Origin of the sequence: Geoglobus acetivorans (assembly GCF_039641995.1) — an archaeon.
GTDB lineage: Archaea > Halobacteriota > Archaeoglobi > Archaeoglobales > Archaeoglobaceae > Geoglobus > Geoglobus acetivorans.
This window is the reverse complement of sequence record NZ_CP087714.1, coordinates 722,609-749,072: the sequence shown is the minus strand read 5'-3', so window position 1 is coordinate 749,072 and position 26,464 is coordinate 722,609. Positions and strand designations below refer to the sequence as shown.

The following is a 26,464-nucleotide window of genomic DNA, read 5'->3' as shown; positions in this document are numbered from 1 at the left end:
TTCAGAGTGAAATCCTGCATATATCAAATTTTTGAAAATTACACCGGATTCGCGCACACTCGGCACGTCAAATACCCTTAATGAATTACCACATCCTGTCCGCAATACCGTGGATGGTTTCATAAAGTCAATTATAAATAATTTCAAATACAACACATCTGCATGCCCGATTACTTCGCTCTTGTGGATGTTGGCACAACATCAATCAAGGCGGGAATCGTTGAGAACCAGAGATTCAGAGTGGTCAGGGAGAAATCTGATAAAACAAAGGTCGTTCATCCAAAGGAGGGCTACGCCGAAAAGGACCCTGAATTTCTGTGGGAACAGGTGAAATCTCTCTTAGCCGAAATTGTAGAGGGTTATGAGATCAGAGCAATCTCATTCACGGCCCACATGGCTGGTTTCGTCCCTGTGGACAGGAACGGCGACCCGCTGTCCAACATGATTATATGGCTGGACGAGAGAGGTAGGGGATATCCCGAAGACCTTTTCAGAAACTTTCCATCCGTATCGGGATACAGTCCGTTGAGGTTGCTCAGATTCCTGAGGATTACGGGCGGCGCTCCGAGCAAAACGGGCAAGGATGTTCTGCCAAAGATCCTCTGGATGAAGAACAACGAACCGGAAGTATTCTCCAGAACCCGGAAATTCCTCGACATCAAGGGATACCTGATCTACAGATGCACGGGAAAGGCAGTAACAAGCCATGACGAGGCACACCTCACATGGCTTGCCGACACGAGAAGAAACAGAGCAGAATGGCATGAGGGCCTCATGAGAGACTATGGTCTGAAATCTGACCTTTTTCCGAAGATAATGAACAGCACAGATGTGGCCGGATTTCTCAATGAAGACGTTTCAAATGAACTTGGTATAGAAAGCGTTCCGGTGGTTGTTGGTGCTGGAGACATGTGCACAACGGCAATCGGTTCGGGAGCGGTTGAGAACAACAGGATCCATATCTACATAGGGACAAGCGACTGGGTTGGAGCACATGTGGAGAAAAGAAAGGCTGACGTGAAGCATTACATAGGCACAATACTGAGCGGGATTCCGGAAAAGTACCTGCTTGTTGCTGAGCAGGAAATTGCAGGCGGGGCAATTGACTGGGTGATGAATGTTCTGAATTTGGAGGATTACGTAAAGGTCGATGAAATCGTTGAAATGACTGAGACCGACCTCATATTCACACCATGGTTTTTCGGAGAGCGGGCCCCAATTGACGACCACTACATCAGGGCGAGCATCTTCAACCTGAGCCTGAAAACCGGAAAAGAAGAGATGCTCAGGGCATTGTTTGAGGGTGTTGCAATGAACATAGCATGGGCTTACCACTTCGTGGAAAAGATGACTGGAACCAATGAGTCTGTAAGAATTACGGGAGGGGGTGCAAGATTTAACTCCCTGTGCTCAATCATCGCCTCGGCAATAAACAGAAAAGTTGTGAGAACGGCAAAACCGGAGCATGCAGGGTTGAGGGGTCTGGCCACAATAGTAAACACCGCAGTGAACGGAGAAAGTTGTCAGGAAGCAGTTAAAAGGTTTGAGTATGAAAGAGAATTCCATCCAGACGCATGGCAGCACAGAAATCTCCAGAACAGGCTTGAAATCTTAAAAGAATACTATAGGAGGATAACCGGGATTTTCAAAAGGCTCAACAGAGATATCCTTTAAACCCGACCCTCGATTGCAGAAAAGCTTATTACACATCCCGCCAAAAAAAATCTGGGATGATGAATTTGGCAGGACCTGAGCGAAAGCGATGATGAAGGCTGTACTTTCTGATCAGTAGTAGTACCAGATGGTCCTGTAATCCTCCAGACTCTCACCCATACTTTCCAGAAAATCAAGATACTCTTTTATTGGAACGTCAGAATACGTGTAAGGCTTGGTTTCACTTATGCCCTTCTCCCAAGGGTGCATGAGGTACACCCTGCTTCCATCCGGCTTTACAGCTATGAGTTCCCTGTCCTGCCATGCCCGGAGGTGATTTTTGCCCATTCTCGGGACGTTGAAAACTGGCTCATCTCCTCTGAACACCCCTGGCAAAAGCCTTGCCTCCTCTTTCCTTTCCTGCACGATCCTCGCAATTGGAATCAGGTAATCTTTCTGCTCAATCTTGCCTTTGGGAAAGAACGTGTAGTACGGTTCAATGCCCGCCTTTTTCAGCGCAATTCTGAGAACAACATTCTCGAACCTTCTGCTCACCATTCTGTGGTACACGTGCTGGTTGTAAATGATGATGCCGTATTTTCTGAGCTTGTAGGCTGCCTCACTTACTTCGGGCGTTACCTCGTATGCGGTTTCAAAGTGGGTCGAGACTGACAGGTTCCTCTTTCCGGGTTCTATGTAACTCCCGAGCATCTCTGCAAGGTTTTCAGTTATCCTCATCGGGACGGTGACGATCACTCTCGAGCCTATCCTGATGTTTGCCACATGATCGAATTCCGCAACCCGCCTGATGACCCTCTCAAGGGTTTTATCGCTGAGAGCCAGCGGGTCTCCTCCAGTGATCAGGACATCTATCATGGAGTCATGCTCTCTAAACCACTCTATCGCCCTCTCGATTTTCTCCCATCCGGGAAAAGCGTTCGCCATGAACGGCTCGGTAACCTCCCAGTTCCTCTGGCAGTACACACATATCTGGGGGCAGGTTTCATAGGGCTTGACAATCGCAATCATCGCATATCTTCTCGTTACAAGGTCGACCGGCGAGGTATCGTGCTCCCCCATGAAGTCGAAGTAAATTTCTCTGTCTTCCTTGTGACCGAGCATGTTCATGACGTACCATTCAGGAGGCATCACCTGTCTTCTGACGTGCATGTCATGCCTGTAAGGCTCCTCAAAATCCCAGAGGTGCAGATAGTACGGCGTTATGCCCCACGGAATGTGATTCTCAATTGCAAGCTCCACGAGCTTCAGATTGTCCTCGGGTACCTTCACGATCCCGAGTTCGTTCAGTTCTTTCAGAATCTGAAGACCCTTTTCCCTTTTGAGAACATGCGAAAACTGCCATTTGTAACTGTTCCACCTGTCCTCATCTATCCCCCAGAATTCAATCAGCTTTTCTTTCTGTTCCTTTCTCTTTTCAATAATCGCATCATCGAGACCGGTTGGATACCTGTCCACGTAACCTTTTATAATTCTCCATGCCTCATCAAGATGTTTTGACCGTATCTCTGCTGCTTTTCTGCCCTTTATCCGGTCAAAATCGACAAATTCAACACCCCTTTCAGAGAGCATCTGACCGAGCCAGCCCTTCGAATACTCTGCCTTTCCGGCCATTGCCCTGAAAAGGTGTCTGAACTCCTCCACGAAGCCCTCCGTAATGACCGATAAAACGTTTTCGTCTCCCTTTGTTGCTCTCCAGAGGTATTCCAGAGTCGAGAATCCCGCAACATTCTCCATGTATTCAGAGGTCAGGTTCATAAAAACGCCTATCGCTTCCTCGCACAGCCACCTTTCCACCGGTTTTGAGACAATTTCACCATTCTTGCATTTAATCAACAGCTCTCCAGAAAATTTCTGTGCAAGGTTTCTGGCCTCATCAATATTCTCCGCCTTCAGCAGTAACTCTTTCAGCTCCGGAAGAGGTTCAAATATTTCGAGGAAGTTAGAGTGAGATACACCCTGCTCCAATCCCCAGGGGGATTTTTCAAGATTTATAAGCTCATTATCGGGCATTTTTACATTGTCTGCATACTCCATATTCTTATTTTTTCTTAGGGATACAAGTTTTTTACGCCCACTTGCTAATACAAGACAAGGACAATATGTATTTCTGCCAGAATATTAGTATGACAGTTAGTATCCGGAAGCACGAGTTAGAACCCACAACTGATTTAACCCGCCATGCAATGGTATCCAAGGTGGCTGAATGGAGGAATATAAAGATTATCTCGAGCACCTGAAAAACCTGATTGAGTCCGAGAGAGAAGAGGAAAGAAGAAAGGCAATTGAGGAAATAAAGTCTCTCTCCGCAGCACAGAGGGAAAAATCGGGCAAGACGATTACAGGGCTGAAGGGCAAGGTTGTCTCACAGAATCCTAAAAAGACAGTCATACGATTCGGAAGACGGGTTGAAATCAAAACGGACATAGGCCCGGGAGATGTGGTTCTTGTAAGCAATGGAGATCCGCTTAAAAAAGCCTCCGAAGGTGTTGTTATCGAGAGGGGCAGCAGGTATATTGACGTGGAATTCCTAAAATTCCCGGACATCGGGCTTGAGGGTGTCAGGGTTGATCTGTTTTACGATGACACAACCTTCAACAGGATGGAGGAAAATCTCGACAGGCTGTCTTACGGCGGACTGATGGCCATAAAGCTGATTTTTGAAGATGAAGTTGTTAGCGAAGCAGAAACGGTTGATTTCAGACCATTTGACGATAAACTGAATCCCTCACAGAGAGCAGCAATTTCAAAGGCTCTGGGCAGCGAGGACTTCTTCATCATCCATGGTCCTTTCGGGACGGGGAAAACACGAACACTTGCAGAGTACATCCTCCAGGAAGTTGAGAGAGGAAACAGGGTTCTCGCCACCGCTGAAAGCAACACTGCAGTGGACAACCTGGTTGAGAGACTTGCCGGCAATGCAAAAATCGTCAGGGTGGGGCATCCGTCAAGGATCAGTGAAAAGCTGAGAAGGGTCTCCTTAGAGGAAATGAAGAAAGAACATGAAGGGTACAGAGAACTGGAGGAGGTCTGGAAAGAGATTGAAGAACTGGTGAAAAAACGGGAGATGGAGATACAGCCAACACCGAGATTCAGGAGGGGTATGAGCGACATAGAAATCATGGAACTCGCCCAGAAGAGAGTGAAGGCCTACAGGGGTGTTTCAGGAGCCGCAATAAGGTCCATGGCAAGGTGGCTTGAGATTAACGAGAGGCTGAAGGAGCTTTTCAGTGAAGCAGAGGAAATCGAAAAGCGAATCGAAAAAGACATTCTTGAGAAAATGCAGGTTGTGCTCACCACAAACTCGACCGCATTTACAGTTGATGCCAGATTCGACGTTGCAGTTATCGACGAGGCGACGCAGTCAGTGATACCCAGCACTCTAATCCCGATCAATAAAGCCAGAAAGTTCATTCTTGCGGGCGATCACAAACAGCTTCCCCCCACAATCCTCAATCTGGAGGCAAAAGAACTTGAAAGAACGCTTTTTGAGATTCTGATCGAAAGGTATCCCTTCAAATCAGAAATGCTCGATACACAGTACAGGGCCAGAAGGGAGATTGCAGATTTTCCATCAATGACGTTCTACGGTGGAAGGGTGAAAACCCATGAAAGTGCAGAAAAAATATCGATTTCAGACCTCAACCCATCAGCCAGAAGTACAGCCGAAAGATTTCTCACCAGTCATCCGCTCATCTTTATCGACACTGAAAAATCAGGAAGGGAAAGATCCAAAAGGGGAAGCAAGTCCTACCACAATCCTGTTGAAGCGAAGATTGTGGAAAAGGTTGTCAGAATACTTGAAAAAATGGGAATAGACAGGGATTGCATAGGGGTAATCTCGCCCTACGACGATCAGGTCAGGCTGATAAGAGGTCTGGTGGACTGTGAGGTTAAGAGCGTTGACGGCTATCAGGGAAGAGAAAAGGAGGTCATCATAATCTCTTTCGTTAGGAGCAATGAAAAAGGGGACCTTGGATTTCTGAGAGATTACAGAAGGCTGAACGTTGCACTTACAAGAGCAAAAAGACTTCTTATCGCCGTGGGTAATGCTGAGACCCTGAGCAGAGACGTCGTTTACAGGAGATTTATCGGATACGTAAAGGAGAGGGGTGCAGTGATTGGTGGCTCCACATTCTTAAGCCTTGATTAGCCCGGAAACTTCATCCTTCAGCGAAACGAGCAGTATTGCTATGAACAGGAGGGCAACGCCCGCATACTGAAGCATGTCGAGACGCTCGCCGAGAAATACGGCCGCAAACATGTAGGAAAACACGCCCTCCATTGACAGAATTATTCCGGCATCCACCGACTTTGTGTGTGCCTGCATGTAATTCTGAAGAATTTTTGCAACGAACGTTCCCAGTAAACCCGTAACCAGCAGGGCAAAAAGAACGTAGCTGTTCAGCACAAATCGGTCAGTAATGAAAGCCGCCGGCATGGCTGAAAACATCCCCACAGCCACAACCTGCCAGCCCGCAAGACTCAGAGGGTTCAGATTTTTTGCGTAGTGCGAAATCATGGCAATTTCGAGGGCAAAAGCTACTGCACAGAGAAGAATGAGCAGATCGCCGTAGTTGAAACCAGCGTATCCAGAAAGAAGATAAATGCCCACAAAAGCAAGAAGAACTGCCGCAACCTCAGTTAGTGAAACTCGCTCCCTATACAGCAGAAAAGCCAGAATTGGAGTTATCACGATATACACTGAGGTTATGAATCCTGCGTTCGTTGCCGTTGTGTACTGAAGTCCAGCGGTCTGAAGCGCATAACCGAGGAAGGTTGCAGAGCCTATGGCAATTCCAGCCCGGAGTTCATCCATCCTCAAAAATGGGAAGAAAAGCAATCCTGTGAAAATGAACCTTACCGCATTGAATGCAAACGGAGACATGAATTCAAGCGCAATCTTGACAACGGGAAAAGTTGCACCCCATATCAACGCCACAGCCAGAAGACCGAGGTCCGCGTGAAGTCTTTTCATCGGACATGGGAAAAAAGCAGGGTAAAAAAATTTTGTTACCTTTTTATCAAAATGGCAGTATCTCATCCCTGTGACGGAGTCATCACCATCGTTACCGAACACACCTCTCCATCGGGCTGGAAAAGCGTTAGATCAGCGTCAACAAATTTCCCCTCATAGTTCTCCATAACCTGCCCCTGATAACTCACAGTCGCCGTAAATGCATCACCCACAGGTTCATCCTTAACCTCCTCAGCCTCTCCAGGACTCACAGTTTGAGTGGTCTTTACCATAACCCAGTCGCAGTTGGGAGACATGGGCATACCCTGCATCCCCTTCATGTACATCGTCATTGTAAGCGTGTTATCCTCATACTTGTTCCGCATTATGACAACTCCGCCATCAGAATGCTCCATTCGCATTAGCTGCTCGTTATTGTTCGCATCATAGTAATACCAGAACTCCACCGTCCTCGTTTCCCCGTTTTCCACCACCGTTGCTTTCCCGTAATACATCTTTTTAGCCACAAACAGGTCGTAAAGCGTATTGATTCCGCCGGCAGATGTACCACTTTCACCTGAACTTTCTCCCTGTGCGGGTTCAGGGGTTTTCTCAGCTTCCGGCGTTGAGACGGGTGTCGGTGTTGCAGCCGGTTTGGACTCTTCTTTCTGGCCTGAGCAACCTGCCATTACAAGAGCCAGAACTGCAAGCACAACCACCAGTATTTTCCTCATGCACGGTACCTCCATTAATTATCATGATTTTAGCTTAAGAATTATATATTGTTTTTCACCAACCAGGAGATTGCATTGAGGTACCACAACATTTTAAGCAGCCTCACAGAACCGGATGCTGGTGATAGTTCAGGGAAATGCATACGATGATGAGGAGATAAAATCAAGGCTCAACCCCATTCTGAGGGAATGGTTTGAAGCAAAATATGGTGAATTTACTCCACCCCAGAAGTATTCAATAATGGAGGCTTTTAACGGCAATAACGTGCTGATCTCCTCTCCCACCGGGAGCGGCAAGACTCTCGCAGCTTTCATGACCGCTCTGAGCAGGCTTCTCGACAGAGCAGTGGAGGGGACGCTCGAGGACAGAGTGTACGTCGTGTATGTGTCCCCACTGAAAGCCCTTAACAACGACATAAGGAAAAATCTCGAAGAACCGCTGAACGAAATCTACGAGCTGGCAGGGAGAAAAAAGATCAGAATTCAGAAGATAAGGGTAGCTGTGAGAACAGGAGACACGGATTCAAGCGAGAAGCAGAGACAGCTCAGAAAGCCCCCACATATACTCATAACCACCCCCGAGAGTCTTGCAATTGCTCTGTGCTCACCCAAGTTCTCAAAAGCCCTGAAGAAGGTGGAGTTTCTCATAATAGATGAACTTCATGCCCTTGCAGAGAACAAACGTGGCACCCACCTCTCACTCTCGGTAGAGAGACTTCAGGAAATCCAGGAAGGGAAGATGGTGAGGATAGGTCTCTCTGCAACAATACATCCGCTTGAAGAGGTGGCAAAGTTCCTTGCCGGATATGAAAACGGCAGAGAGAGGGACTGTATGATTGCAGATGTGACCTTCGAAAAGAAAATTGACATCTCAGTGCTTTCACTCGTAGAAAATCTCTTCAACGCCACCGCTGAGGAGATAAGCGAGAGACTCTATCAAACACTGGCAGAAATGATAAGAGAGTCAAAGACCACGCTGATATTCACAAATACGAGAAGTGCAACGGAGAGAGTCGTGTTCCATCTCAAAAAAATAATGGGGGAAGAGTTTCCGGTTGCTGCACACCATTCATCTCTCTCAAAGGATGTGAGGCTCGAAGTTGAGGAGAAGCTGAAGAGGGGCGAACTTAAGGTTGTGGTGAGCTCAACAAGCCTGGAACTTGGCATAGATATTGGATATGTTGACCTGGTAATTCTCATAGGTTCTCCGAAAAGCATAAACAGAGCATTGCAGAGAATTGGCAGAGCAGGGCATAAGCTCCACGAGACGAGTGTGGGCAGAATCGTGGTTCTTGACCATGACGACCTCATTGAGTGTTCTGTTCTGGCCAGGGAAGCCCTTGAGAGACGGCTTGACAGGATCCATATTCCGGAAAAACCTCTCGATGTGCTGTGTCAGCACGTTGTTGGAATGGCGATCGAAAGAAAATGGAGTGTCGATGATGCTCTCAGAGTCGTGAAAAGAGCATACCCCTACAGAAACCTCACAAAAGAAGAATTCGTGGCCGTGCTGAGATACCTGGCAGGAAAATATTCAGAGCTTGAGGAGAAGAACGTTTACGGAAAAATATGGTTCGACGAGGATACCATGGAATTCGGGAAAAGGGGCAAAATGGTGCGGCCCATATACTATCTCAACACCGGTACAATCCCGGACGAGGTTGCAGTGTCGGTCGTGACAAAGGATGGGCACCACGTGGGAAAGGTCGAGGAGGAGTTTGCAGAGAGGCTCGTTAAGGGAGATATTTTCGTTCTTGCGGGAAGGACATTCAGATTTCTGAGATCGAGGGGTATGCGCATAATAGTCGAAGAGGTTAAGGGCGAGAAACCTACAGTCCCAAGCTGGTTTTCCGAGCAGTTGCCCCTGAGCTACGATCTCGCACTGAGAATACAGGAGTTCAGAAAAGAAATGGACGAAAACCTTGAAAATGCACATGAAATACTGAAGAGCTTTCCAGCAGACAGGAATGCTGTAGAGTCCATCATAGAGTACTTCGACGAGCAGAAGAGGTTCAGCATCATCCCACACAGCAGGAGGCTTGTGGTGGAGAAGCTTGAAGAAGAGAGAAACTACTATTTCTTCCACACCCTTGTGGGCAGAAGAGCCAACAGTGCCATCGCAAGAACATTCGCTTACAGGGTTGGAAAAGCAAAGAGGTGCAATGTCCAGTTTACTCTGAACGACAATGGCTTTGTTCTCATCCTCCCTCAGAATAAAAGATTGAAGGACAGTGAAATAATCGACCTCTTCGAGCTGAAGGATTTTGAAGAGGACCTTAAAGAGGCGCTCATGAAAACCGAAATTCTCAGAAGGAGGTTCAGACATGTTGCTGTGAGAAGCCTGATGATTTTGAGAAATTATCTCGGGAGAGAGAAAAGCGTATGGAGGCAGCAGGTAAACGCAGACACTCTGCTCAGGCTGCTTCTGAAACACTTCGGAAAGGAGTTCCCGGTAATAAAGGAGACATTCCGGGAGATTATGGAAGATGCGATGGACATCAAAAATGCGAGGGATTATCTTTCAAAAATCGGGAAAGAGATCGATGTGGTTATTACACGCATCCCCTATCCAAGCCCGTTTGGCCTGAACCTCTACGTGATGGGGGAGGAAGATGTCGTTCTTATGGAGGATAGAAGAAAGGTGTTGAGGGAACTGCACGAAAAAATTCTTGCATACCTTTCTGCGAACTCATGAGATACTGTACTTGGCCCATATATTGCACGTACCCTCGAAGCTCACCATGCACGGGCCTATGGGGTTTCGGGGTGTGCATGCAGTCATGAACAGCCTGCAATCCTTCGGAGTTATCAGCCCCTTTAGGACCTCGCCACACCTGCAGTGCTTCTTCCGCTTATCCTCCTTTGGAGCAAAGTTCTCAAACACATCCTCAAATACCTTTTCGGCATCTTTTTCTTCAAAGTCATTCCTTATTCCGACGCCGGTTTCAGGAATTGTACCCAGACCCCTCCACTCGCCATCTCTGGAATAAAACACCTCATTCATGACCTCCTGGGCTTTCACATTACCCTCGTATTTGACTGCCCTCGTGTATTCGTTGAAGATTCCACCGTCATTTTCTTTAACTGCCCTAACGAGCATGTAAACCGCAAGAAGCACATCCTGTGGTTCAAATCCTGCTATGGCCATTGGAATGCCATATTTTCTGTACCTCTCATAGGCTTTCACGCCAACGATCGTGGAAACGTGTCCCGGATTGATGAAGCCATCAATCTTCATATCCTCGGATACCAGAGCCTCTATCGCAGGGATGAAGAACCTGTGAGCAGAGTACACGTAAAAGTTCTCAGGAGAATCCTTAATCGCCACAGCTATTGACGGCATGGTCGTCTCAAATCCAATGCCGAAAAATACCACGTCCTTATCTTCCCGCTTTGCAATCTCAACAGCATCGAAAACGCTGTAAACTATTCTGACGTCCTTTCCCTTACTCCTGTAATAGAAGAGGCTCCTGTCCTCGAACGGAACCCTTGCCATATCACCAAACGTCGTGAGGATAACATCCCGGTTTTCGAGAAGATGAAATACCTCCTGCAGATCCGTGTCGGGGATTATGCACACTGGACATCCGGGTCCGCTCAGAAGCTTTACGTTTGGAGGGAGAATACTCCTGAGGTTGTACTTCGAAATTGTGTCTTCATGTGTCCCGCACAGATGCATCAGGTTGATTTCCTGTCCTTCACTAAGCTCCTCTATCTTCCGGACTATTCTTCCAGTATCTTCTGCCATAGCCTATCAATCTCCTCAACTTCCTCTTTCGAAACCTTCTGTATCGCAAGCCCAACATGAATTAAAACGTAATCCCCAACCTTAACATCATCAAGCAGATCAACCCTCACCTTCCTCTTAGCCCCCTTCATGTCCACCGTGGCGTAAGGCCACTCAACCTCCACGACTTCAGCTGGAATTGCCAGACACATTCAGGACACCCCTCAGAAATTCAATCCACTCATCAAACCCGATGTCTTTTTTCAGATCCATCCTGATTATTCTCGCCTCAGGGTTAAGATTTTTTGCATCCCTTTCCATCTTATCCACATCCGCCTCAACAAACTCCGCAAGTGCCACCTTGTTGATTATTATGACGTCAGCAAGCCTGAAAATTTCAGGATGCTTCTCGACCACATCATCTCCTTCTGTAACGCTTACCATCACAACCCTGAAGTCCTCTCCGAGGTCAAAATCCACCGGGCAGATCAGGTTGCCAACATTTTCAATCAGAAGGAGGTCAACATCCTCAAATTTTTGAATTCTGTGATTTATCAGGTGAGCATCAAGATGACACTCTTTTCCGGTATTAACAGGCTCAGCCTTTACTTCATGTGCCGCCACCCTCTCATAATCCGCCCTGCATATCACATCTCCAAGAATCACTCCAATTCTGATGCCCTTGAGAGCTTCAACGGTCTTCTCGATAAGCAGCGTTTTCCCCGAGCCTATCGCACCCATTATGTTCACCGCAACAATACCATGTTCCCTCAGAAACTTTCTGTTCTCCGCTGCAAGTCTCCTGTTTTCGCTCAGCAGATCAATTTCAGCGTCGATCTCTATTTTGTGCATCAATCCACCTCCATAATTACGCTTTTTAAAATCATTTCCTTCCCGCCGTTAACACTTACAAAACCACCGCACTCACAGACTCCCGCAGGAGCCTCGAACTCTTTCCCGCACTTCACACACCTGATTTCGGGCTTCACAAACTCGATTTCAAGGGTGCAGTTTTCGGCTATCGTTTCCCTGCTTATAGCCCTGAAACAGAACTCAAGCTGTTCGGGATTTATCAAAAGCAGTTCACCAATTACGAGATGAGCTTTTTTAATTTCCCTGGCATTGTTCCTTTCGGCCAGATTGATCAGATTTTCGAGTATAGCCTCCGCATAACTCATTTCGTGCATCACATCAAGGCATGGAAAACGTAATATAACCATTTTCCCTCCCAGATTCGTGTTTAAAATCCTCGTAACCGGAAGAGTTCAGGGAGTGGGATTCAGACCGTTCGTTTTTAGACTTGCAAGGAACATGGGTCTTAAGGGTTATGTGAAAAACGTTGGAGATGGTACTGTAGAGATTGTGGTTGACAGAGACCCGGATGTTTTTATAGGGAGACTCAAAAAAGAGAAGCCCCCGATGGCGGTCATAGACCAGGTGATTATTCGAAAAGCAGATGGAGATTATGATGACTTTACAATCCTGAAAAGTGGTGGCGTCTCCGGGCTTTTTTCACTTCCTCCTCCGGATTTTGCAGTATGCGATGAATGTTCCAGGGAGATTTTTGATGAAAGCAACAGGCGGTACCTTTACCCTTTCACCACATGCACGGACTGTGGGCAGAGGTTCAGCATCTCATTCTCACTTCCCTTCGACAGAGAGAACACCACACTTGCGGAATTCCCCCTTTGTGAAAAATGTCAGGAAGAATATGAAAATCCAGAGGACAGAAGATATTTCGCCCAGTCGATAACCTGCCCCGAATGCGGGCCTCACTACCAGCTTGCTCCCTGTGAAATCAGAGGGGTTGAGGCGATCAGGAAGGCTGCTGAGCTGCTCGATTCCGGAAAAATCCTGGCAATAAAGGGAATTGGGGGCTTTCACATCGCATGCCTTACTGACGACGATACCGTGAAAGGGCTGAGGGTTGTTCTCAGAAGGCCCCAGCAACCGTTTGCAGTAATGGTGAGGGATATTGAAACGGCAGAGAAGTACGCATACGTGAACGAAAAGGAAAAGTCAGAGCTTCTCAGCTACACAAGGCCCATTGTCGTGCTAAAAAAGAAGATGGAGCTTTACCAGGTGGCACCACACCTCGATACTGTAGGCATAATGCTACCGTACACTGCACTTCACAGAATCCTGTTCAGCTTTTTGAGGGCTGATGCTCTCGTCATGACCTCTGCCAACATGCCTGGAGAACCGATGGCGATTGAAATGCCGGATATAAAGTGTGATGCTGTGCTGACCCACAACATGAGGATATACAACAGGGTGGACGATTCGGTCCTGAAAATTGTCGGTGGAAGGAGGATGATTATACGACGCTCGAGGGGTTTCGTCCCCACTCCAATCAGTATTGAGGTTGATGCCGAGGCAATTTCACTTGGAGCTGAGCTTTACAATTCCATAGCAGTCCTGAAGGATCGCAAGGCCATACCATCACAGTACATTGGCAACACCGCCAACTTCAAAACGTTCAACGGATTTTTCAAAAAGGCAGTCGAATTCTGGCTGGAATACCTCAGCATCAGCCCGGACTTTGTTGTCCGGGACATGCATCCGCTCTACAACACCTCACAATACGCCACCGAACTTGCCGAGAGAACGGGAGCTGAAGTGCTGAGTGTTCAGCACCATCTTGCCCACGCCCTCTCAGTCATGGCTGAAAGAGGGCTTGACAAGGCCATGGCTATAACCGTGGATGGGGCTGGTTACGGCATGGATGGCACGATATGGGGTGGCGAGGTTCTCTACGTTGACCTGAAAGAGAGAATTTTCAGGAGGGTGGCAAGACTGGAAAGAATAAAGCTACTCGGAGGAGATCTCGCTGTACATTATCCTCTCAGAACGCTTTTTTCGATAATATACAAGCATGAGAAAGACTTCGAGCTGTTAAGGGGCTATGAGATGTATTTAAGGGAGGGAGAGAGTTTCGAGCTGTTCGAGAAAATGTACGTAAAGAACATCAACACCATCTCAGCATCCTCAGCCGGGAGATACATGGACGCCATAGCAGCCATGACGGAAGTCTGCTTTAAGAGAACATACGAGGGAGAGCCCGCAATGAAAGCTGAAGGGCTTGCAAGAAGGGATGATCAGATGTATGAGCCGGTAATCGAGGAGAGCTACGAACCATCCGAGTTCAGCATTGATGGTTCAGGCAGGAAGGATTACGTCAGAATTATCAGATTCGCCCATATATTTTCTGACTCCCTCAAAAGGCTTGAGCAGGGAGAGGATAGAAGAGCGGTTGCATGGAGACTCATAGACTACCTCGCAAAGGCGTTCTGTGAGGTTGTGAAAGAGCATGATATTCCGGTAGTTGTGAGCGGAGGTGTTGCCTACAACTCCCATTTCATGGCTTCGCTTTCAGAAAGCCTGAAATTTTACACGAATGAGTTTGTTCCGGCGGGAGATAATGGGATATCCCTCGGACAGCTGTATGCTCTAAAATTCCTGGAGGTTTGAAGATGATAAGAAGAGAAGATGGTGCCGGCGGAAAATACATGTCAGAATTCCTCAAAAAAAGGATTTTTTCAAGAATTGACTCCAGTGCTGGAGAAATCGCTCTTTCCGACATGGAGGACTCGGCGGATTTTGATAATGCATACGTGCTGACGACAGACAGCTACACCGCCTACCCTCCGGTATTCAGAGGGGGGAGCATAGGAAGCCTGGCGATTTGCGGTACGGCGAATGACCTTGCCGTTGTCGGTGCTGAGCCCGCATTCATGTCCCTTGCGTTCATAATCCAGGAGGGGTTTGAGGACAGTGTATTCGAGAGAATTATGGACGATATCGCCTACTGGGTAGAGAAGATTGGTGTTAGAATAATAACGGGAGACACAAAGGTCGTCGAAATGAACGCAGGTATCTTCGTGAACACATCGGGGATTGGAATGAGAAACGAGCACCTTGAAAGGAATCTCGAGGCAATAAAGGAGCACAGAGATTACCCGTTCAGGTGGGTCAGAGATTCCGGATTGAGAGCAGGAGATGAGATAATTGTCAGTGGAACCATCGGTGAGCATGGTCTGACAATGCTCCTTGAAAGGGAAGACCTTGGATTTGAGATCGACATTAAGAGTGATGTCCAGCCAGTCTGGTTTGCCGTGAGAGACGCGCTTGACGTGGGGGGAATTGTGGCAATGAAGGACCCAACAAGAGGGGGACTGGCAGAGACTCTAAACGAAATGGCCGAAAAAAGCGGTGTTGGGATAAAAATAGACGAAGAGAGAGTTCCGGTCAGAGATGACGTTGCCGGGGTGTGTGAGGCTCTCGGACTTGACCCACTAACCCTCGCCAACGAGGGCAAGGTCGTTCTCGGAGTTGTCAACGAGCTTGCGGAGGATGTTCTGAAAGCTCTGAGAATGCATGACAAAAATGCGGAGATAATCGGCTATGCCACCGACGAATTCAAAGAGGTCGTGGTTGAAACAAGGATAGGTACGACGAAGATCCTCCCCCCACCGGTAATGGATCCGATTCCGAGAGTTTGCTGAGGTAAGTTTTTATTTTTCAAATGCGTGGGATTCACCAATGATCGCCTCATCCCCCGGTAAGGCAATAATATTCGGAGAACATGCTGTGGTTTACGGGAGACACGCTGTCGTATCTGCGATAAACCTGAGATGCTATGTCAAAGCAGAAAAGTCAAACGATTTCCGGATAATCTCACACTTTGGCAAAACCGGTCTGGATTTTAGAGGAGAGCATGCATACATTTCCTATGCAATAAAAAGGTTCTCCGAGTCTTTTAGCATCAGAGGAGTTAGAATTGAGGTGAGAAGCCAGATACCCCCGGCATCAGGACTTGGTAGCTCTGCTGCAGTTACAGTCGCAACACTTGGAGCACTGAATGCCGAATTTGAGGCCGGAATGGACAGAGAGGAAATTTTCGAACTCGCAAGAAAGGTTGAACTCGACGTCCAGGGAATAGGAAGCGGCACAGATCCGTTTGTTTCCACGTACGGGGGAGGCTGGATAATCCCTGAAAAGAGGAAATTTTCGTCGAACGTCGAATTCGGGGTGATAAACACAGGAATAGAGTCCATAACCTCCGAAATGGTCAGAAAGGTAAGGGAACTGAAAGAAAAGTACCCGGAACTGGTTGAGAGGATAATGGATTCAATAGATCAGGTTGCATTGGAGGGCGCCAGAGCGCTCGAAAATGGGGATGTGACAAAGCTGAGTCTACTTTTCAAAATAAACCAGAGTCTCCTCAGGGCCATTGGAGTTAGCACGCCTGAGATAGACAGAATCGTTGCCGATGTTGAATTGAGTGGACATTCAGCAAAAATCACCGGGGCAGGAGGCGGGGGATGTCTGCTGACAACAGGCGAGGGAGACTTCAGGATAAAACTTTCTGCGGAGGGGGTCAGAGTTGAAGATTTTGAAGATTGGCGGGAGCCTTATAACCGACAAGTCTGAAGGAGCGTTTGAGATTGCAAAAACAGACATAATGGACATGGTTTCCAGGCAAATACGTGGTGAGGTAATTCTCGTTCATGGGGCCGGCAGTTTCGGTCATCCTCACGTTAAAAAATTCGGTCTTTCTCCGGAAGGTGTTTCAAGGACGCACAGCGCATGCCTCAGACTCAATTCAATATTCTGCAACTCGCTGATAGAACACGGGCTGAACCCGATTCCTCTGCACCCAATGGAGTTCTTCAACAATCCGGATTTCGAGTTCATAAAGGAACTCGTCTCGATGGGATTCATTCCAGTGCTTCACGGAGATGTTGTTCTGGAAGGCGGTAAGTTCAGGGTGATGAGTGGAGACGAGATTGTCAGAGTACTTGCCGAGGAGCTTGGGCCCGAAGCAGTTGGATTCGCAAGCGACCTGCCTGTGATTGTGGACGGCAAACCCGTCGAGGAAATAAATTCCAATAACTTTACCGAAATTCTAAAGAGGATTGGCGATGCAGGAAACAAGGAAGACGTTACAGGCGGAATGAAGGGTAAACTGGAGGAAGCAATCAGAATAGCCAGAATCTGTGACGTTTTTATATTCAACGGCCTTGAGAATGGGGCCGTTGAGAAATTCCTTGAAGGACGTCATGTCGGAACGCGGCTGGCAAAAATTATTTAACTTTAAAATACCATTTTATTCATGGCAAGCGAACTTTTGATAGGACTGCTGGTAGTGGTATTGCTGTTCCTGCTGTCCTCGATTAAAATAGTGAAGGAATACGAAAGAGGCGTGATTTTCAGGCTCGGAAGGCTCGTTGGAGCAAGAGGGCCGGGAATATTCATTGTCATACCGCTCCTCGAACAGATGCAGGTAGTTGATTTGAGAACTGTAACTTACGATGTTCCATCACAGGAGGTCGTAACGAGAGATAATGTTACGGTCAGGGTTAATGCAGTCGTTTACTACAGGGTTCTGGATCCTGAAAAAGCCGTGACCGAGGTTTTCGATTACAGATACGCCACAGCCCAGATCGCACAGACAACTCTGAGGAGTGTAATAGGCCAGGCTGAGCTTGATGAACTTCTTTCAGAGAGGGAGAAACTCAACGTTAGACTTCAGCACATTATTGATGAGGCCACAAATCCGTGGGGAATAAAGGTATCTGCAGTTGAAATTAAGGACGTTGAACTCCCCAAAGAAATGCAGAGGGCAATGGCAATGCAGGCTGAAGCGGAGAGAGAAAGAAGAGCCAAGATAATCAGAGCAGATGGTGAATTCCAGTCAGCCATGAAGCTGAAAGACGCCGCTGAGATTCTCGCTGAGAGCAGAGGGGCAATGATGCTGAGAATACTCCAGACCATGAACGAGATTGGCAACGCCGAGAATGCGACAATCATATTCCCGATACCCATAGAGATTCTGGAGTACTTCAAAAAGAGCAAGGGTGAAGAATAAGGCACCCAGAGTTTTCATTTTTTATTTTTCAAGCACATGTCTGTCCGGGATGTAGCAGTACATCACGCCTTCAAGCACCGTTTTATCCGTAAACGCCCTTACGCCAACCGTGATCTTTTTGTTCTCTACTGTGGTAACTGTAGCTTCAGCTGTAACCTCTTCTCCAACCCTGACAGGTGCCGTGAACCTCACCTCAGCTTTGTAAAGCACCACGTTGGGGTGATTTACCGCAACCATCGCAGCAAGGTCTGCGGCACCAAACGTGAAGCCACCATGCACAAGACCATGTTCGTCAACAGCCATACTGTCAGTTGTTTTCAGCACAACCCTTGCATAGCCATCTCCCGCCTCAACAACCCTGCCAACAAGTTCCCCGTCCGCAAGCTTATGTGTTCGCACATCCATATTTCAGATTAGACATCATCCAATTTCTCTTTTTTGTTTTTGCTGTTCAGGTTGTCGGTAAAGACCAGAAATGCAGGAACGACCGTGAGAGCTGCGAAGAGGCTGAGAATTATCGCCATCAGGCTGACCACACCGAAATCAGACATGATGGGGAATGGTGACGCAAGCATCGCAGCAAAACCTCCTGCCATGGTAAGGCCGGACGTTAAGATCGGCTTACCTATGTTGGTTATCGTAATCTCAACTGCCTTTTCAGGTTCAAATCCTCTTCTCCTCTCCTCGAAATACCTTTCCATCACGTGAATGGAAAAATCGATTCCAAGACCTATTGTCAGAGAGTTCAGAGAGGCGGTAACAAGGGTCCTGGAATAGCCAAGAAGGTACATGAGACCTCCATTAGCAAGTATAACCACGGTAATCGGTATTATTGGAACAATCGCTTTCCTTGGACTTCTGTAAACGAACAGGAGCAGAATGAATACAAAAGCAAAACTCGCAATGGTCATCCTGTTCTGACCGTTGACTATCAGATCAGCGACAAACATTTTCAGGACGACATCACCTGTGAGATAAAACGGATACTCTATACCGAAGAACTTCATTTCCTCAGTAACCCTTTCATAAAGCTTCCTGAATTCAAGCCAGTCCATTGGTGCGACAGTGAAGTATATTGCGTAGCTCGAACCCTGCATGTACCTGGAAACCCTGTCTTCAGGGATTTTTTCGAGTGCCTGCTGAAGTTCAGTGTCGCTGGAAGGCAGTTTGTCGAAGTTCATCTTGATTATCTCACCGAGAGACGAGTATCCGACAATATTCTGTTCGGAGTTTGTAACGTATCTGGCAAGTTCCTCAAATCTCGCAATGACACTCGAATCAATTCCATCTGTCTGGAAAACGGCTATTATTCTGTCATTACTCCCCACGAGGTCCTGAAGCTCGCTAAGCTTTCTCATGGCCGGAAGATCCTGAGGAATGTACTTCATGAAATCTGTCTCCAAGGGTACCTTTGAGTAACCAAAATAGCTTGCAGAGGTTATGACGAGGACAGTAAGCAGTAAAACCCTGTAATGCCTCGCTGAGATTAATGAAGCAAGATCGAGAACTTTCTCCGTGAAAGAGATCTTTTCCTCATCCTTTCGCTTCCTCTCTTTCCTGTCAGTTATGAGTAGGACTGACGGAAGAAACGTCAGGCTCAGAAGATATGCCACAATCAGACCAATTGCCGAAACAAGTCCGAACCAGCCCAGAGCGGGAACTCCAGAGAATATCATGGAAAGAAAACCGATAACGGTGGTGATCATCGCAAGAGACAGTGCGAGACCCACACTCTTGATGGACTTCACAGCAGAAATTGCCGGGCTGTTTCCCTTTCTCCTCTCCTCCTCGTACCTGCCCATAAACTGAGCAGCATATTCAATACTGAGACCTATCAGAATTGGTGCGATGGCGTTCGTGATCTCTGTGAGGGGGATCCCGAGTACGGGCATCAATCCGAACGCAAACAGGAAAGTGAGAATTGATATCACGAGAGGTAGGAGGAGATATCTCTTGAGTTCAACAACGCCCCTGAAAACTATGACAAGCGTCACCACCATTAAAACTACGGCTACGGCCCCCATAGTCCCCATGCTTTCTCCAATACTTTTATCCACCTGATACATTATCATAGGATTCCCAGTGGCTTCGACCACGATTCCGGGGGGCTTTTCGATTTCGGAAATTCGTTTCTCAACCTCCTTGGCTATGAAATTATACTGGCTTTCATCTGCAGTAACCTCGAATTCCATCAGCATCAGGGTTTTTTTGGGCAGATAAAAAGAGGAATACTGGTAAGACAGCTGTTTCAGGACTTCTTCATCAGCAGGAAGATATCCGAGGATGTCCACAACCGTGTGGGCAGGCGACTTCACCCGCCCGATACCATCGATCCTCGAAATCTCCTCTCCAAGCTTGAGAGCGAAATCATATGTCTCGTAATTTACAACATCGTCGCCCTTTATGAAGATGTAAATGCTTGCAACTCCCCCACCGAAATTCTTGGAAAACAGAACGTACTGCTGATACTCCTTGTAGTCCTTGCTGAAGTACGTTTCATAGCCCTGATCCATCGTTATGTTCTGGCTCGAATGAATCGCGAGTATGACCGCTACCGCTACCAGAGCCAGAATCAGATACCTTCCCCTCACCACAGAAGAAGAAAGAAGGTCGAAGACCTTCATTTTCTCATCCAGACAGCTACTGCAATCAGGGCTATAACTGCCACCAATGCCTCAAATCCAGGGATTGTATTCCTGCTTTCCGTTACGACTATCGGAAGCTTCACCGGATCGCTTATGACCCACTCATCATTCAGATCCCTGTACTTTATCTCGAGATTTAGAGCGTAGGTCTTTGGTGTGGCATCCTTATCTGCCTTCAGTCTGAACGAGACTTCCTTCGCTTCACCTGGCTTTAAGCTGCCTATGTAAGAGGAGTCGTCAGTGGTCGAGAATGGATCAACCACGGTGATTCTCGCAGTGGCGTCCTTCACCTCAAACGAACCGGTGTTTTTGATTCTCACAGTAATGATTTTTTCTTCTCCAGCTGGAATCTCTCCCTGACCTTCAAGCGCAAATTTAATCTTATCTCCCACTTTTATTCCGATATCGAACGCTTCTTCAACCTCCTTTCCGTTCAGATCATACGTAAGAGTGAGCTTTGCTGGATACACTGTGCTTTCAGCATCTCCGCTTGCCTTAACCCTGAACTTGAGTGTGGCCTTCGCAGAGTCCCCGACAAAATACTCCTCGGTTATTGCCGAAAGCGGAGGCTTCGTCTCGAGCTTTGCCTTCAGATCTTTCAGAGTTTCGGTTGACTCGACATCAATGATCACATCTCCCTTGCTGCCCGCAAATACGGTTGAATTAACAGAAACTATTCGTATCTCCGGCTTGTCCTTTACGCTCACACCAAAAGCCACGGGGGGTGTTTGTTTAACGTCCCCGTCAAGGGTGTAGGTTCCCCTTACTTGGAAGGGGTAATAGCCTCCGTCCTCGGTATTGGCGGTAACCCTGAAGGTTACGTTTATGCTCTCTCCTGCCTTCAGAGATCCGACGTAAACAGCACTCTGTGTCAGCATGCTCTGAAGCTCAGGTGGAAGCTGAACCTCGACGCCCTGCAGTCCAAACTGGGAGAACATTGGGTTCTGAGAGAGCATGCTTTCAAGAGCCTTGGTGTAGCTTTCAAGGTCCACCTGCTGGACACCCTGGGCAGTAAAGCCAGATGGTGTCAGAAGGCTCACAAAAAGGTTCTCGGCATCTCTCTTTCCATCATTCTTTATAACAAGGGTGATGGTTCCCTTTCCACCCGCAACGATGTCCGACCGGACATCAGTCACATTCAGAATAACATCAGGCTTTTCTACGACAACTTTCAGCCTGATTTCCTGGTTCTTCTCAGCGTAGTAAATCTTCAGGTAATCAAGAGAATACGTGGTCTGGTAATCCTGTATCTGCTGATACGGGACAGGCTTATAGATCCCCAGGGTTGCGTTGTACGAGTAGTTGTAGATGTCCTGAGAAGGCACAGGCGTAATTGAAAGTGATGAGGAGAATGACACATCATCGACAACCTCATAGCCAATAGTCAAGGTGAGATCATATTCGCCCTCCTCAACCCCCGAGGCGTCAACAACAACGGGAATCTGGAGGGGCTGGAAGGCTGGAATGGCCGGGAAAAACATTTCAGGTGTTTTTACGTTCAGGCCATCGCTTTCAAACCTCACAGAGACATTGTAGGCTGTTGAAAGCATTTGCAGGTAATCAGGATTGTTGCTGAAAAGCTGGAATTCCTGCTGATCAGCATAATCAATCTTCCAGAGTCTGGCGCTGTTCTGCAGAACCACATACAGTGTTTTTTCTTCTCCTGCCGTTATGTAGTTACTCTGAGCAATATACGCACTAAAATACGGCTTGTCTGCATAGCTTATGGCTGCCACCGGATGCAGAATTAGTATGAGTGCAATTATTGCCAGTAATGCCCTCCTCATGTGTACCACCTGTCGTAGCGGTAGCTACAAAAGATATATAAATATTGCTGGAGTTTTCCATCAGGATATGGACAGACTGGTGGAAGTGCTGAAAGACTTCAGACTCTCAGATTACGAAATAAAAGTACTTTTAACACTCATAACCGAAGGAGAGATGTCAGCCTCGGAGCTGGCAGAGAGGAGCAGGATTCCAAGAACTTCGGTGTATGAGGTCATAAGAAGTTTGGAAAACAGGGGGCTCGTTGAATCCTTCGGAAAACCGATGAAGTTCAGAGCGATACCTGCTGAAAGGCTGATAGACTTCTTTTCATCCAGGCTGAAAGAAAAAATGCAGGTTATTAGCGAGGGATTGAAGGAACTTGAGAGGAAAAGCAAAAAGGAGACTGTATCGTTTCACAAGGGTGACCTTGCATACAACGTTATCGAAGGCCTTGTGAAGAACTCGGAGCTGGTGGAAATATACGGTATCAGCATTGACGATAGAATGAGGACTATCTTCGAAAGATACAGGGAAAAGGTGAGACTGAACCTCATGGGAAAGAGCGATGTCGTTCACGGACTGATTTTCGGGGAGAATACGGTGCTGATATTCACAGTGGTAAATGGCGTTCCGAACATAATGGTGGGTTCGGGCGAGTTTTACGAGTTCTACAGAGATATGGTTGAAATGTTTAAAAATAGGAAACCTCCGGAAATTTAACCGGCTTCAAGCAGCTCTATACCGTCGTCGGTGAGCTTCAGCTTTCCATCATCTTCAACAACGAACCCTTCTCTTATCAACCAGTCGAGATTGAATTTAAGCTGAAAATCAGACAGATTCAGCTCCTGTTTCAGCTCATCTCTGCTCTTACCGTGAATACCAATTGCAGCCACTATCTGCCTTCTAACAGGACTCATTGACGCCTTGAAGAGTTTTTCATGGTGTTCTCTATTCCTCTCCTTTTTCTCTGCCATACAATCACCCCCGATTCAATTTAGCTTTCAAAAAGTAATAATGTTTTCGAAATTTTTCAGTTCATTTCAAAACCTGTTCACCTATTAATTTATCAAGAATCTTCAGGAACTCATCCTCGCTCCCTTTCGGTATGGTTGCTCCGGCAGCTATGCTGTGACCCCCTCCCTTGCCACCAACCTTTTCAGCAGCTATTTTTAGAGCCTGGGCAAGATGTACTCCCTTTTCAACGAGAGCCTTCGTTGCTCTGGCTGAAACTTTAATTCCATCATCGTTCTCAGCAAAGGCAATTATTGGCTTGCCCCGGTTCGCAAACGAGTAACTCATCCCCGCGACGATTCCGATAATGGTATCGAGAATCCTATTCCCCGCATGGAAGTACTGTACGTTCTCAAGCTCAACAATGCCAATTTCGTCAACAAGTTTTATTCCGTCGCTGAGGTTTCTCCTGTGGTTTTGAAGCAACGCCTTTGCTCTTCTGAATGCCTCATCCCTGTCCCCAAGGCACACTTTCAGACCGATCATCTCTTCACCATAACGTGCAGTCGCATTCAGAAGAGTTGAGAATTCCATCGCATCCTTTACTTCGGTTCCGGGTTCCTCTTCCTTCAGAAGGTAGCTTTCCCCAACAATCCTCCAGATGAGCTTGAAGGGGTACCTCCTCGAAATCAGCATCCTCACGATTTCGCTTGTGATTTTCCTTTTCTCTTCTGCAGTGAGATCAATCCACCTGAGCCATTGCTCATTATCCTTAACTCTCACCCCAAGTGAAACCAGAAAGTCAATTGCGCCCCTCTCGCTACCGCTAATCCCAGGCAGGTATGGATCGAAGGTGTATTCAAGCATTTTGAAAACCGGTCGGGTCTGCTTTCCGAAAAACCTTATATCTCTTATGGTCTCGATATAGCCAGAGTTTTCTGCTTCCTTCAGCACAAATCTGTTCAGCCCAACGAGCCTGCCGTAATTGCTGTCCTGTAGATCTCCAACAGCACCGACTATTGCTATCCCGGACAGATCAAAATTCAGCCCCAAAAACCTTGCCACAAGATATGTTGTTGTTGAACCGCTCAGCTCGTAAGAGCCATCATGCCCGAAAATGTGAGGATTGATCTGATTATCAGTAATTCTTTCAGGATTGTGATGGTCAGATATGACACACCTTATCCCCGAACGCTCTATAGAGCTTATCTGCCCGCTACCGAGATCGGTAAACCAGACAAATCTGTTTTCATCGGCTATATCTTCTATGGCCTCATCGTCCAGAGACTTCACAAACCGGATGTCCGCTTCCTTTCCCGCCCTTTCAAGCGCCCTGTAGGCTATCGCTCCAGAAGTTATGCCATCCGCATCTATGTGAGTCACAATCAGAATGTCGTCTTCTCGCCTGAGAATTTCTGCGATAGAATTTGCTTTTTTAAGGAGTTCTTCCACAGAAGTGGTTAAAAGAAAAAAGAATTAAATTTTTTGCTTAGAAGCCCATGCCTCCCATGTCACCCATTCCGCCTTCGTCGCCCTCGTCGCCCTTGCCCTTGCTGAGCTCCTTGGCGGCGATGACGTCGTCAATTCTGAGAAGCATCACCGCAACCTCTGTTGCGGACTCGATGGCCTGTGTTTTGATTCTGAGAGGCTCGAGAACGCCTGTGTCCTTCATGTCAACAACCTTACCGGTGTCGACATCAACACCCGAATAGACTTTGCCGTCCTCGTGAGCTTTCTTCAGCTCGACAAGAACGTCAATCGGATCAAGTCCTGCGTTCTCTGCCAGTGTCTTGGGAATAACCTCGAGGGCTGATGCGAATGCCTCTGCAGCAAGCTGCTCTCTCCCACCAAGGCTCGGTGCCCAGTCCCTGAGTCTCAGGCTGAGTTCGATTTCCGGACCGCCTGCTCCTGCCACAACCTTACCGTCCTCGAGGGCAACTGCAACAACCTTTATCGCATCTTCAAGTCCTCTTGCAATCTCATCGACAATGTGCTCCGTGCCTCCTCTCACAAGCACTGTAACGGCCTTCGGGTTCTTGCATCCTGTGACGAAGACCATCTTCTCGTCGCCGACCTTCTTCTCCTCGACGAGGTCTGCCTCACCGAGGTCTGCGCTGCTTATGTCTCTCAGGTCTGTCAGAATCCTTGCACCGCATGCCTTTGCAATCTTTTCAATGTCGCTCTTCTTGACCCTCCTGACGGCGAGAACTCCTGCCTTGGCGAGGTAGTACTGGGCCAGGTCGTCAATACCCTTCTGGCAGAATACAACGTTGGCTCCAGCCTCGGTAATCTTGTCAACCATGTCCTTGATCATCTTCTCCTCCTGCTCGATGAACTTCTGAAGCATCTCGGGGTCGGTTATGTTGATCTTTGCATCTGTCTCGGTCTCCTTAACCTCAAGTGCACCGTTGTAGACGAGAATCTTCGCGTCCTTTATTCTCTTGGGCATTCCCGGATGAACGACTTCCTTGTCGAGGACGATGCCTTCGATAAGCTCAGTCTCCTCAACACTCGCTCCGGTTCTCTTTTCAATCTTGATGTTGTCAGTATCTACCTCAATCTTACCATTCTCTTCTTCAGCCACCTGCTTTACAGCCTTAACAACAATTTCAGAGAGTTTGTTTATTGCCACCTCGGCACCCTTGCCTGTCATTGCGGTTGCGGCGATCTTCTTGAGTGTTTCCTCATCATCCTTGCTCACATCTATTGCAATCTCGTTGAGGATCTCCATCGCCTTCTCTGCTGCAAGCCTGTAACCGTTTGCGATTATTGTCGGGTGGATCTCGTTGTCAAGCAGATCCTCAGCCTTCTTGAGCAACTCTCCAGCAATAACCACAGCCGTGGTTGTGCCATCTCCTACCTCATTCTCCTGAGTCTTTGCAATCTCAACAACCATCTTGGCTGCCGGGTGCTCAACATCAATCTCCTTCAGAATTGTGACTCCATCGTTTGTTATCACAACATCTCCAAGGCTGTCAACAAGCATCTTGTCCATTCCTCTCGGACCAAGGGTGCTTCTCACAGCCTCAGCAATAACTCTCGCGGCAAGAATGTTCATTCTCTGTGCATCCCTGCCAACAGTTCTCTGGGTTCCTTCCTTCAAAATCAGCACAGGCTGACCCTGTAGTGTTGCCATTTACA

General features: G+C 47.5%; 22 protein-coding genes. 9 read left to right on the top strand and 13 right to left on the bottom strand.

Going from position 1 to position 26,464, the window contains the following annotated elements; translation table 11 throughout:
- Positions 1 to 162 precede the first annotated feature (162 nt).
- Positions 163 to 1,674 carry an FGGY family carbohydrate kinase gene (locus tag LPQ35_RS04420; protein ID WP_193807978.1) on the top strand — a complete coding sequence of 504 codons (1,512 nt, stop codon included), beginning with the start codon at positions 163 to 165 and terminating at the stop codon, positions 1,672 to 1,674.
- 111 nt (positions 1,675 to 1,785) lie between these two features.
- Here the strand turns inward: LPQ35_RS04420 and LPQ35_RS04415 are convergent, their stop codons facing one another.
- Positions 1,786 to 3,708: a KamA family radical SAM protein gene (locus LPQ35_RS04415; RefSeq protein WP_203219015.1), complete on the bottom strand. Its 1,923-nt coding sequence runs from the start codon at positions 3,706 to 3,708 to the stop codon at positions 1,786 to 1,788.
- A 169-nt stretch (positions 3,709 to 3,877) separates the two neighbouring features.
- Here LPQ35_RS04415 and LPQ35_RS04410 point away from each other — a divergent pair, with 169 nt between their 5' ends.
- Entirely contained in the window at positions 3,878 to 5,824 is a 1,947-nt protein-coding gene (locus tag LPQ35_RS04410) for an IGHMBP2 family helicase (RefSeq protein ID WP_193807979.1), read from the top strand.
- Here LPQ35_RS04410 and LPQ35_RS04405 read toward each other — a convergent pair.
- Positions 5,810 to 6,649, bottom strand: coding sequence for an EamA family transporter (locus LPQ35_RS04405; RefSeq protein ID WP_193807980.1), 840 nt, complete (start codon positions 6,647 to 6,649; stop codon positions 5,810 to 5,812). The genes LPQ35_RS04410 and LPQ35_RS04405 overlap by 15 nt on opposite strands.
- A gap of 62 nt (positions 6,650 to 6,711) precedes the next feature.
- Positions 6,712 to 7,362 carry a hypothetical protein gene (locus LPQ35_RS04400; protein WP_193807981.1) on the bottom strand — a complete coding sequence of 217 codons (651 nt, stop codon included), beginning with the start codon at positions 7,360 to 7,362 and terminating at the stop codon, positions 6,712 to 6,714.
- A 115-nt stretch (positions 7,363 to 7,477) separates the two neighbouring features.
- On the opposite strand from LPQ35_RS04400, the gene LPQ35_RS04395 reads away from it, so the two are divergent.
- On the top strand, positions 7,478 to 10,057 hold the full coding sequence (locus LPQ35_RS04395; RefSeq protein ID WP_193807982.1) for an ATP-dependent helicase: 2,580 nt from the start codon (positions 7,478 to 7,480) through the stop codon (positions 10,055 to 10,057).
- Here the strand turns inward: LPQ35_RS04395 and hypD are convergent.
- The 4 genes from hypD to hypA are packed head-to-tail and all read right to left on the bottom strand — an operon-like array spanning position 10,052 to position 12,276.
- Positions 10,052 to 11,110, bottom strand: coding sequence for a hydrogenase formation protein HypD (gene hypD, locus LPQ35_RS04390; RefSeq protein ID WP_193807983.1), 1,059 nt, complete (start codon positions 11,108 to 11,110; stop codon positions 10,052 to 10,054). The two genes, LPQ35_RS04395 and hypD, sit on opposite strands and share 6 nt — an antisense overlap.
- Positions 11,086 to 11,301 (bottom strand): HypC/HybG/HupF family hydrogenase formation chaperone, encoded by a 216-nt coding sequence (locus LPQ35_RS04385; RefSeq protein WP_193807984.1) that lies wholly within the window; start codon positions 11,299 to 11,301, stop codon positions 11,086 to 11,088. Before LPQ35_RS04385 ends, hypD begins: the two co-directional genes overlap by 25 nt.
- Entirely contained in the window at positions 11,279 to 11,941 is a 663-nt protein-coding gene (gene hypB, locus LPQ35_RS04380) for a hydrogenase nickel incorporation protein HypB (RefSeq protein WP_193807985.1), read from the bottom strand. Before hypB ends, LPQ35_RS04385 begins: the two co-directional genes overlap by 23 nt.
- Positions 11,941 to 12,276, bottom strand: a complete 336-nt coding sequence (gene hypA / locus LPQ35_RS04375) for a hydrogenase maturation nickel metallochaperone HypA (protein ID WP_346297693.1) — start codon at positions 12,274 to 12,276, stop codon at positions 11,941 to 11,943. Before hypA ends, hypB begins: the two co-directional genes overlap by 1 nt.
- A gap of 49 nt (positions 12,277 to 12,325) precedes the next feature.
- Here hypA and hypF point away from each other — a divergent pair, with 49 nt between their 5' ends.
- The 5 genes from hypF to LPQ35_RS04350 are packed head-to-tail and all read left to right on the top strand — an operon-like array spanning position 12,326 to position 17,960.
- Positions 12,326 to 14,560: a carbamoyltransferase HypF gene (gene hypF, locus LPQ35_RS04370; RefSeq protein ID WP_193807986.1), complete on the top strand. Its 2,235-nt coding sequence runs from the start codon at positions 12,326 to 12,328 to the stop codon at positions 14,558 to 14,560.
- Between the two features lie 2 nt (positions 14,561 to 14,562).
- A complete protein-coding gene (gene hypE / locus LPQ35_RS04365; RefSeq protein WP_193807987.1) occupies positions 14,563 to 15,594 on the top strand; it encodes a hydrogenase expression/formation protein HypE in 1,032 nt (343 codons plus the stop codon).
- A gap of 37 nt (positions 15,595 to 15,631) precedes the next feature.
- On the top strand, positions 15,632 to 16,522 hold the full coding sequence (mvk, locus tag LPQ35_RS04360; protein WP_193807988.1) for a mevalonate kinase: 891 nt from the start codon (positions 15,632 to 15,634) through the stop codon (positions 16,520 to 16,522).
- Complete coding sequence (locus tag LPQ35_RS04355; protein ID WP_193807989.1) at positions 16,476 to 17,183, top strand: isopentenyl phosphate kinase; 708 nt, start codon at positions 16,476 to 16,478, stop codon at positions 17,181 to 17,183. Before mvk ends, LPQ35_RS04355 begins: the two co-directional genes overlap by 47 nt.
- 21 nt (positions 17,184 to 17,204) lie before the next feature.
- Positions 17,205 to 17,960 carry an SPFH domain-containing protein gene (locus LPQ35_RS04350; protein WP_193807990.1) on the top strand — a complete coding sequence of 252 codons (756 nt, stop codon included), beginning with the start codon at positions 17,205 to 17,207 and terminating at the stop codon, positions 17,958 to 17,960.
- Positions 17,961 to 17,981: 21 nt separating this feature from the next.
- On the opposite strand, the gene LPQ35_RS04345 is transcribed toward LPQ35_RS04350, so the two are convergent.
- The 3 genes from LPQ35_RS04345 to LPQ35_RS04335 are packed head-to-tail and all read right to left on the bottom strand — an operon-like array spanning position 17,982 to position 22,392.
- Positions 17,982 to 18,365 carry a thioesterase, FlK family gene (locus LPQ35_RS04345; RefSeq protein ID WP_193807991.1) on the bottom strand — a complete coding sequence of 128 codons (384 nt, stop codon included), beginning with the start codon at positions 18,363 to 18,365 and terminating at the stop codon, positions 17,982 to 17,984.
- Between the two features lie 8 nt (positions 18,366 to 18,373).
- On the bottom strand, positions 18,374 to 20,584 hold the full coding sequence (locus tag LPQ35_RS04340) for a hydrophobe/amphiphile efflux-3 (HAE3) family transporter (protein ID WP_193807992.1): 2,211 nt from the start codon (positions 20,582 to 20,584) through the stop codon (positions 18,374 to 18,376).
- Positions 20,581 to 22,392: a PGF-CTERM sorting domain-containing protein gene (locus LPQ35_RS04335; protein ID WP_193807993.1), complete on the bottom strand. Its 1,812-nt coding sequence runs from the start codon at positions 22,390 to 22,392 to the stop codon at positions 20,581 to 20,583. The genes LPQ35_RS04340 and LPQ35_RS04335 overlap by 4 nt, the downstream gene beginning before the upstream one ends.
- Before the next feature lie 67 nt (positions 22,393 to 22,459).
- Between LPQ35_RS04335 and LPQ35_RS04330 the strand changes: the two genes are divergently transcribed.
- Positions 22,460 to 23,092: a helix-turn-helix domain-containing protein gene (locus tag LPQ35_RS04330; RefSeq protein ID WP_193807994.1), complete on the top strand. Its 633-nt coding sequence runs from the start codon at positions 22,460 to 22,462 to the stop codon at positions 23,090 to 23,092.
- Here LPQ35_RS04330 and LPQ35_RS04325 read toward each other — a convergent pair.
- From LPQ35_RS04325 to thsB, 3 genes are all read right to left on the bottom strand, one after another.
- Complete coding sequence (locus LPQ35_RS04325; RefSeq protein ID WP_193807995.1) at positions 23,089 to 23,346, bottom strand: hypothetical protein; 258 nt, start codon at positions 23,344 to 23,346, stop codon at positions 23,089 to 23,091. The genes LPQ35_RS04330 and LPQ35_RS04325 overlap by 4 nt on opposite strands.
- A gap of 61 nt (positions 23,347 to 23,407) precedes the next feature.
- On the bottom strand, positions 23,408 to 24,775 hold the full coding sequence (locus LPQ35_RS04320; RefSeq protein ID WP_193807996.1) for a DHHA1 domain-containing protein: 1,368 nt from the start codon (positions 24,773 to 24,775) through the stop codon (positions 23,408 to 23,410).
- Between the two features lie 37 nt (positions 24,776 to 24,812).
- The gene (gene thsB / locus LPQ35_RS04315) at positions 24,813 to 26,459 is read right to left on the bottom strand and encodes a thermosome subunit beta (RefSeq protein WP_193807997.1); all 1,647 of its coding nucleotides are present in this window, start codon (positions 26,457 to 26,459) and stop codon (positions 24,813 to 24,815) included.
- Positions 26,460 to 26,464 lie beyond the last annotated feature (5 nt).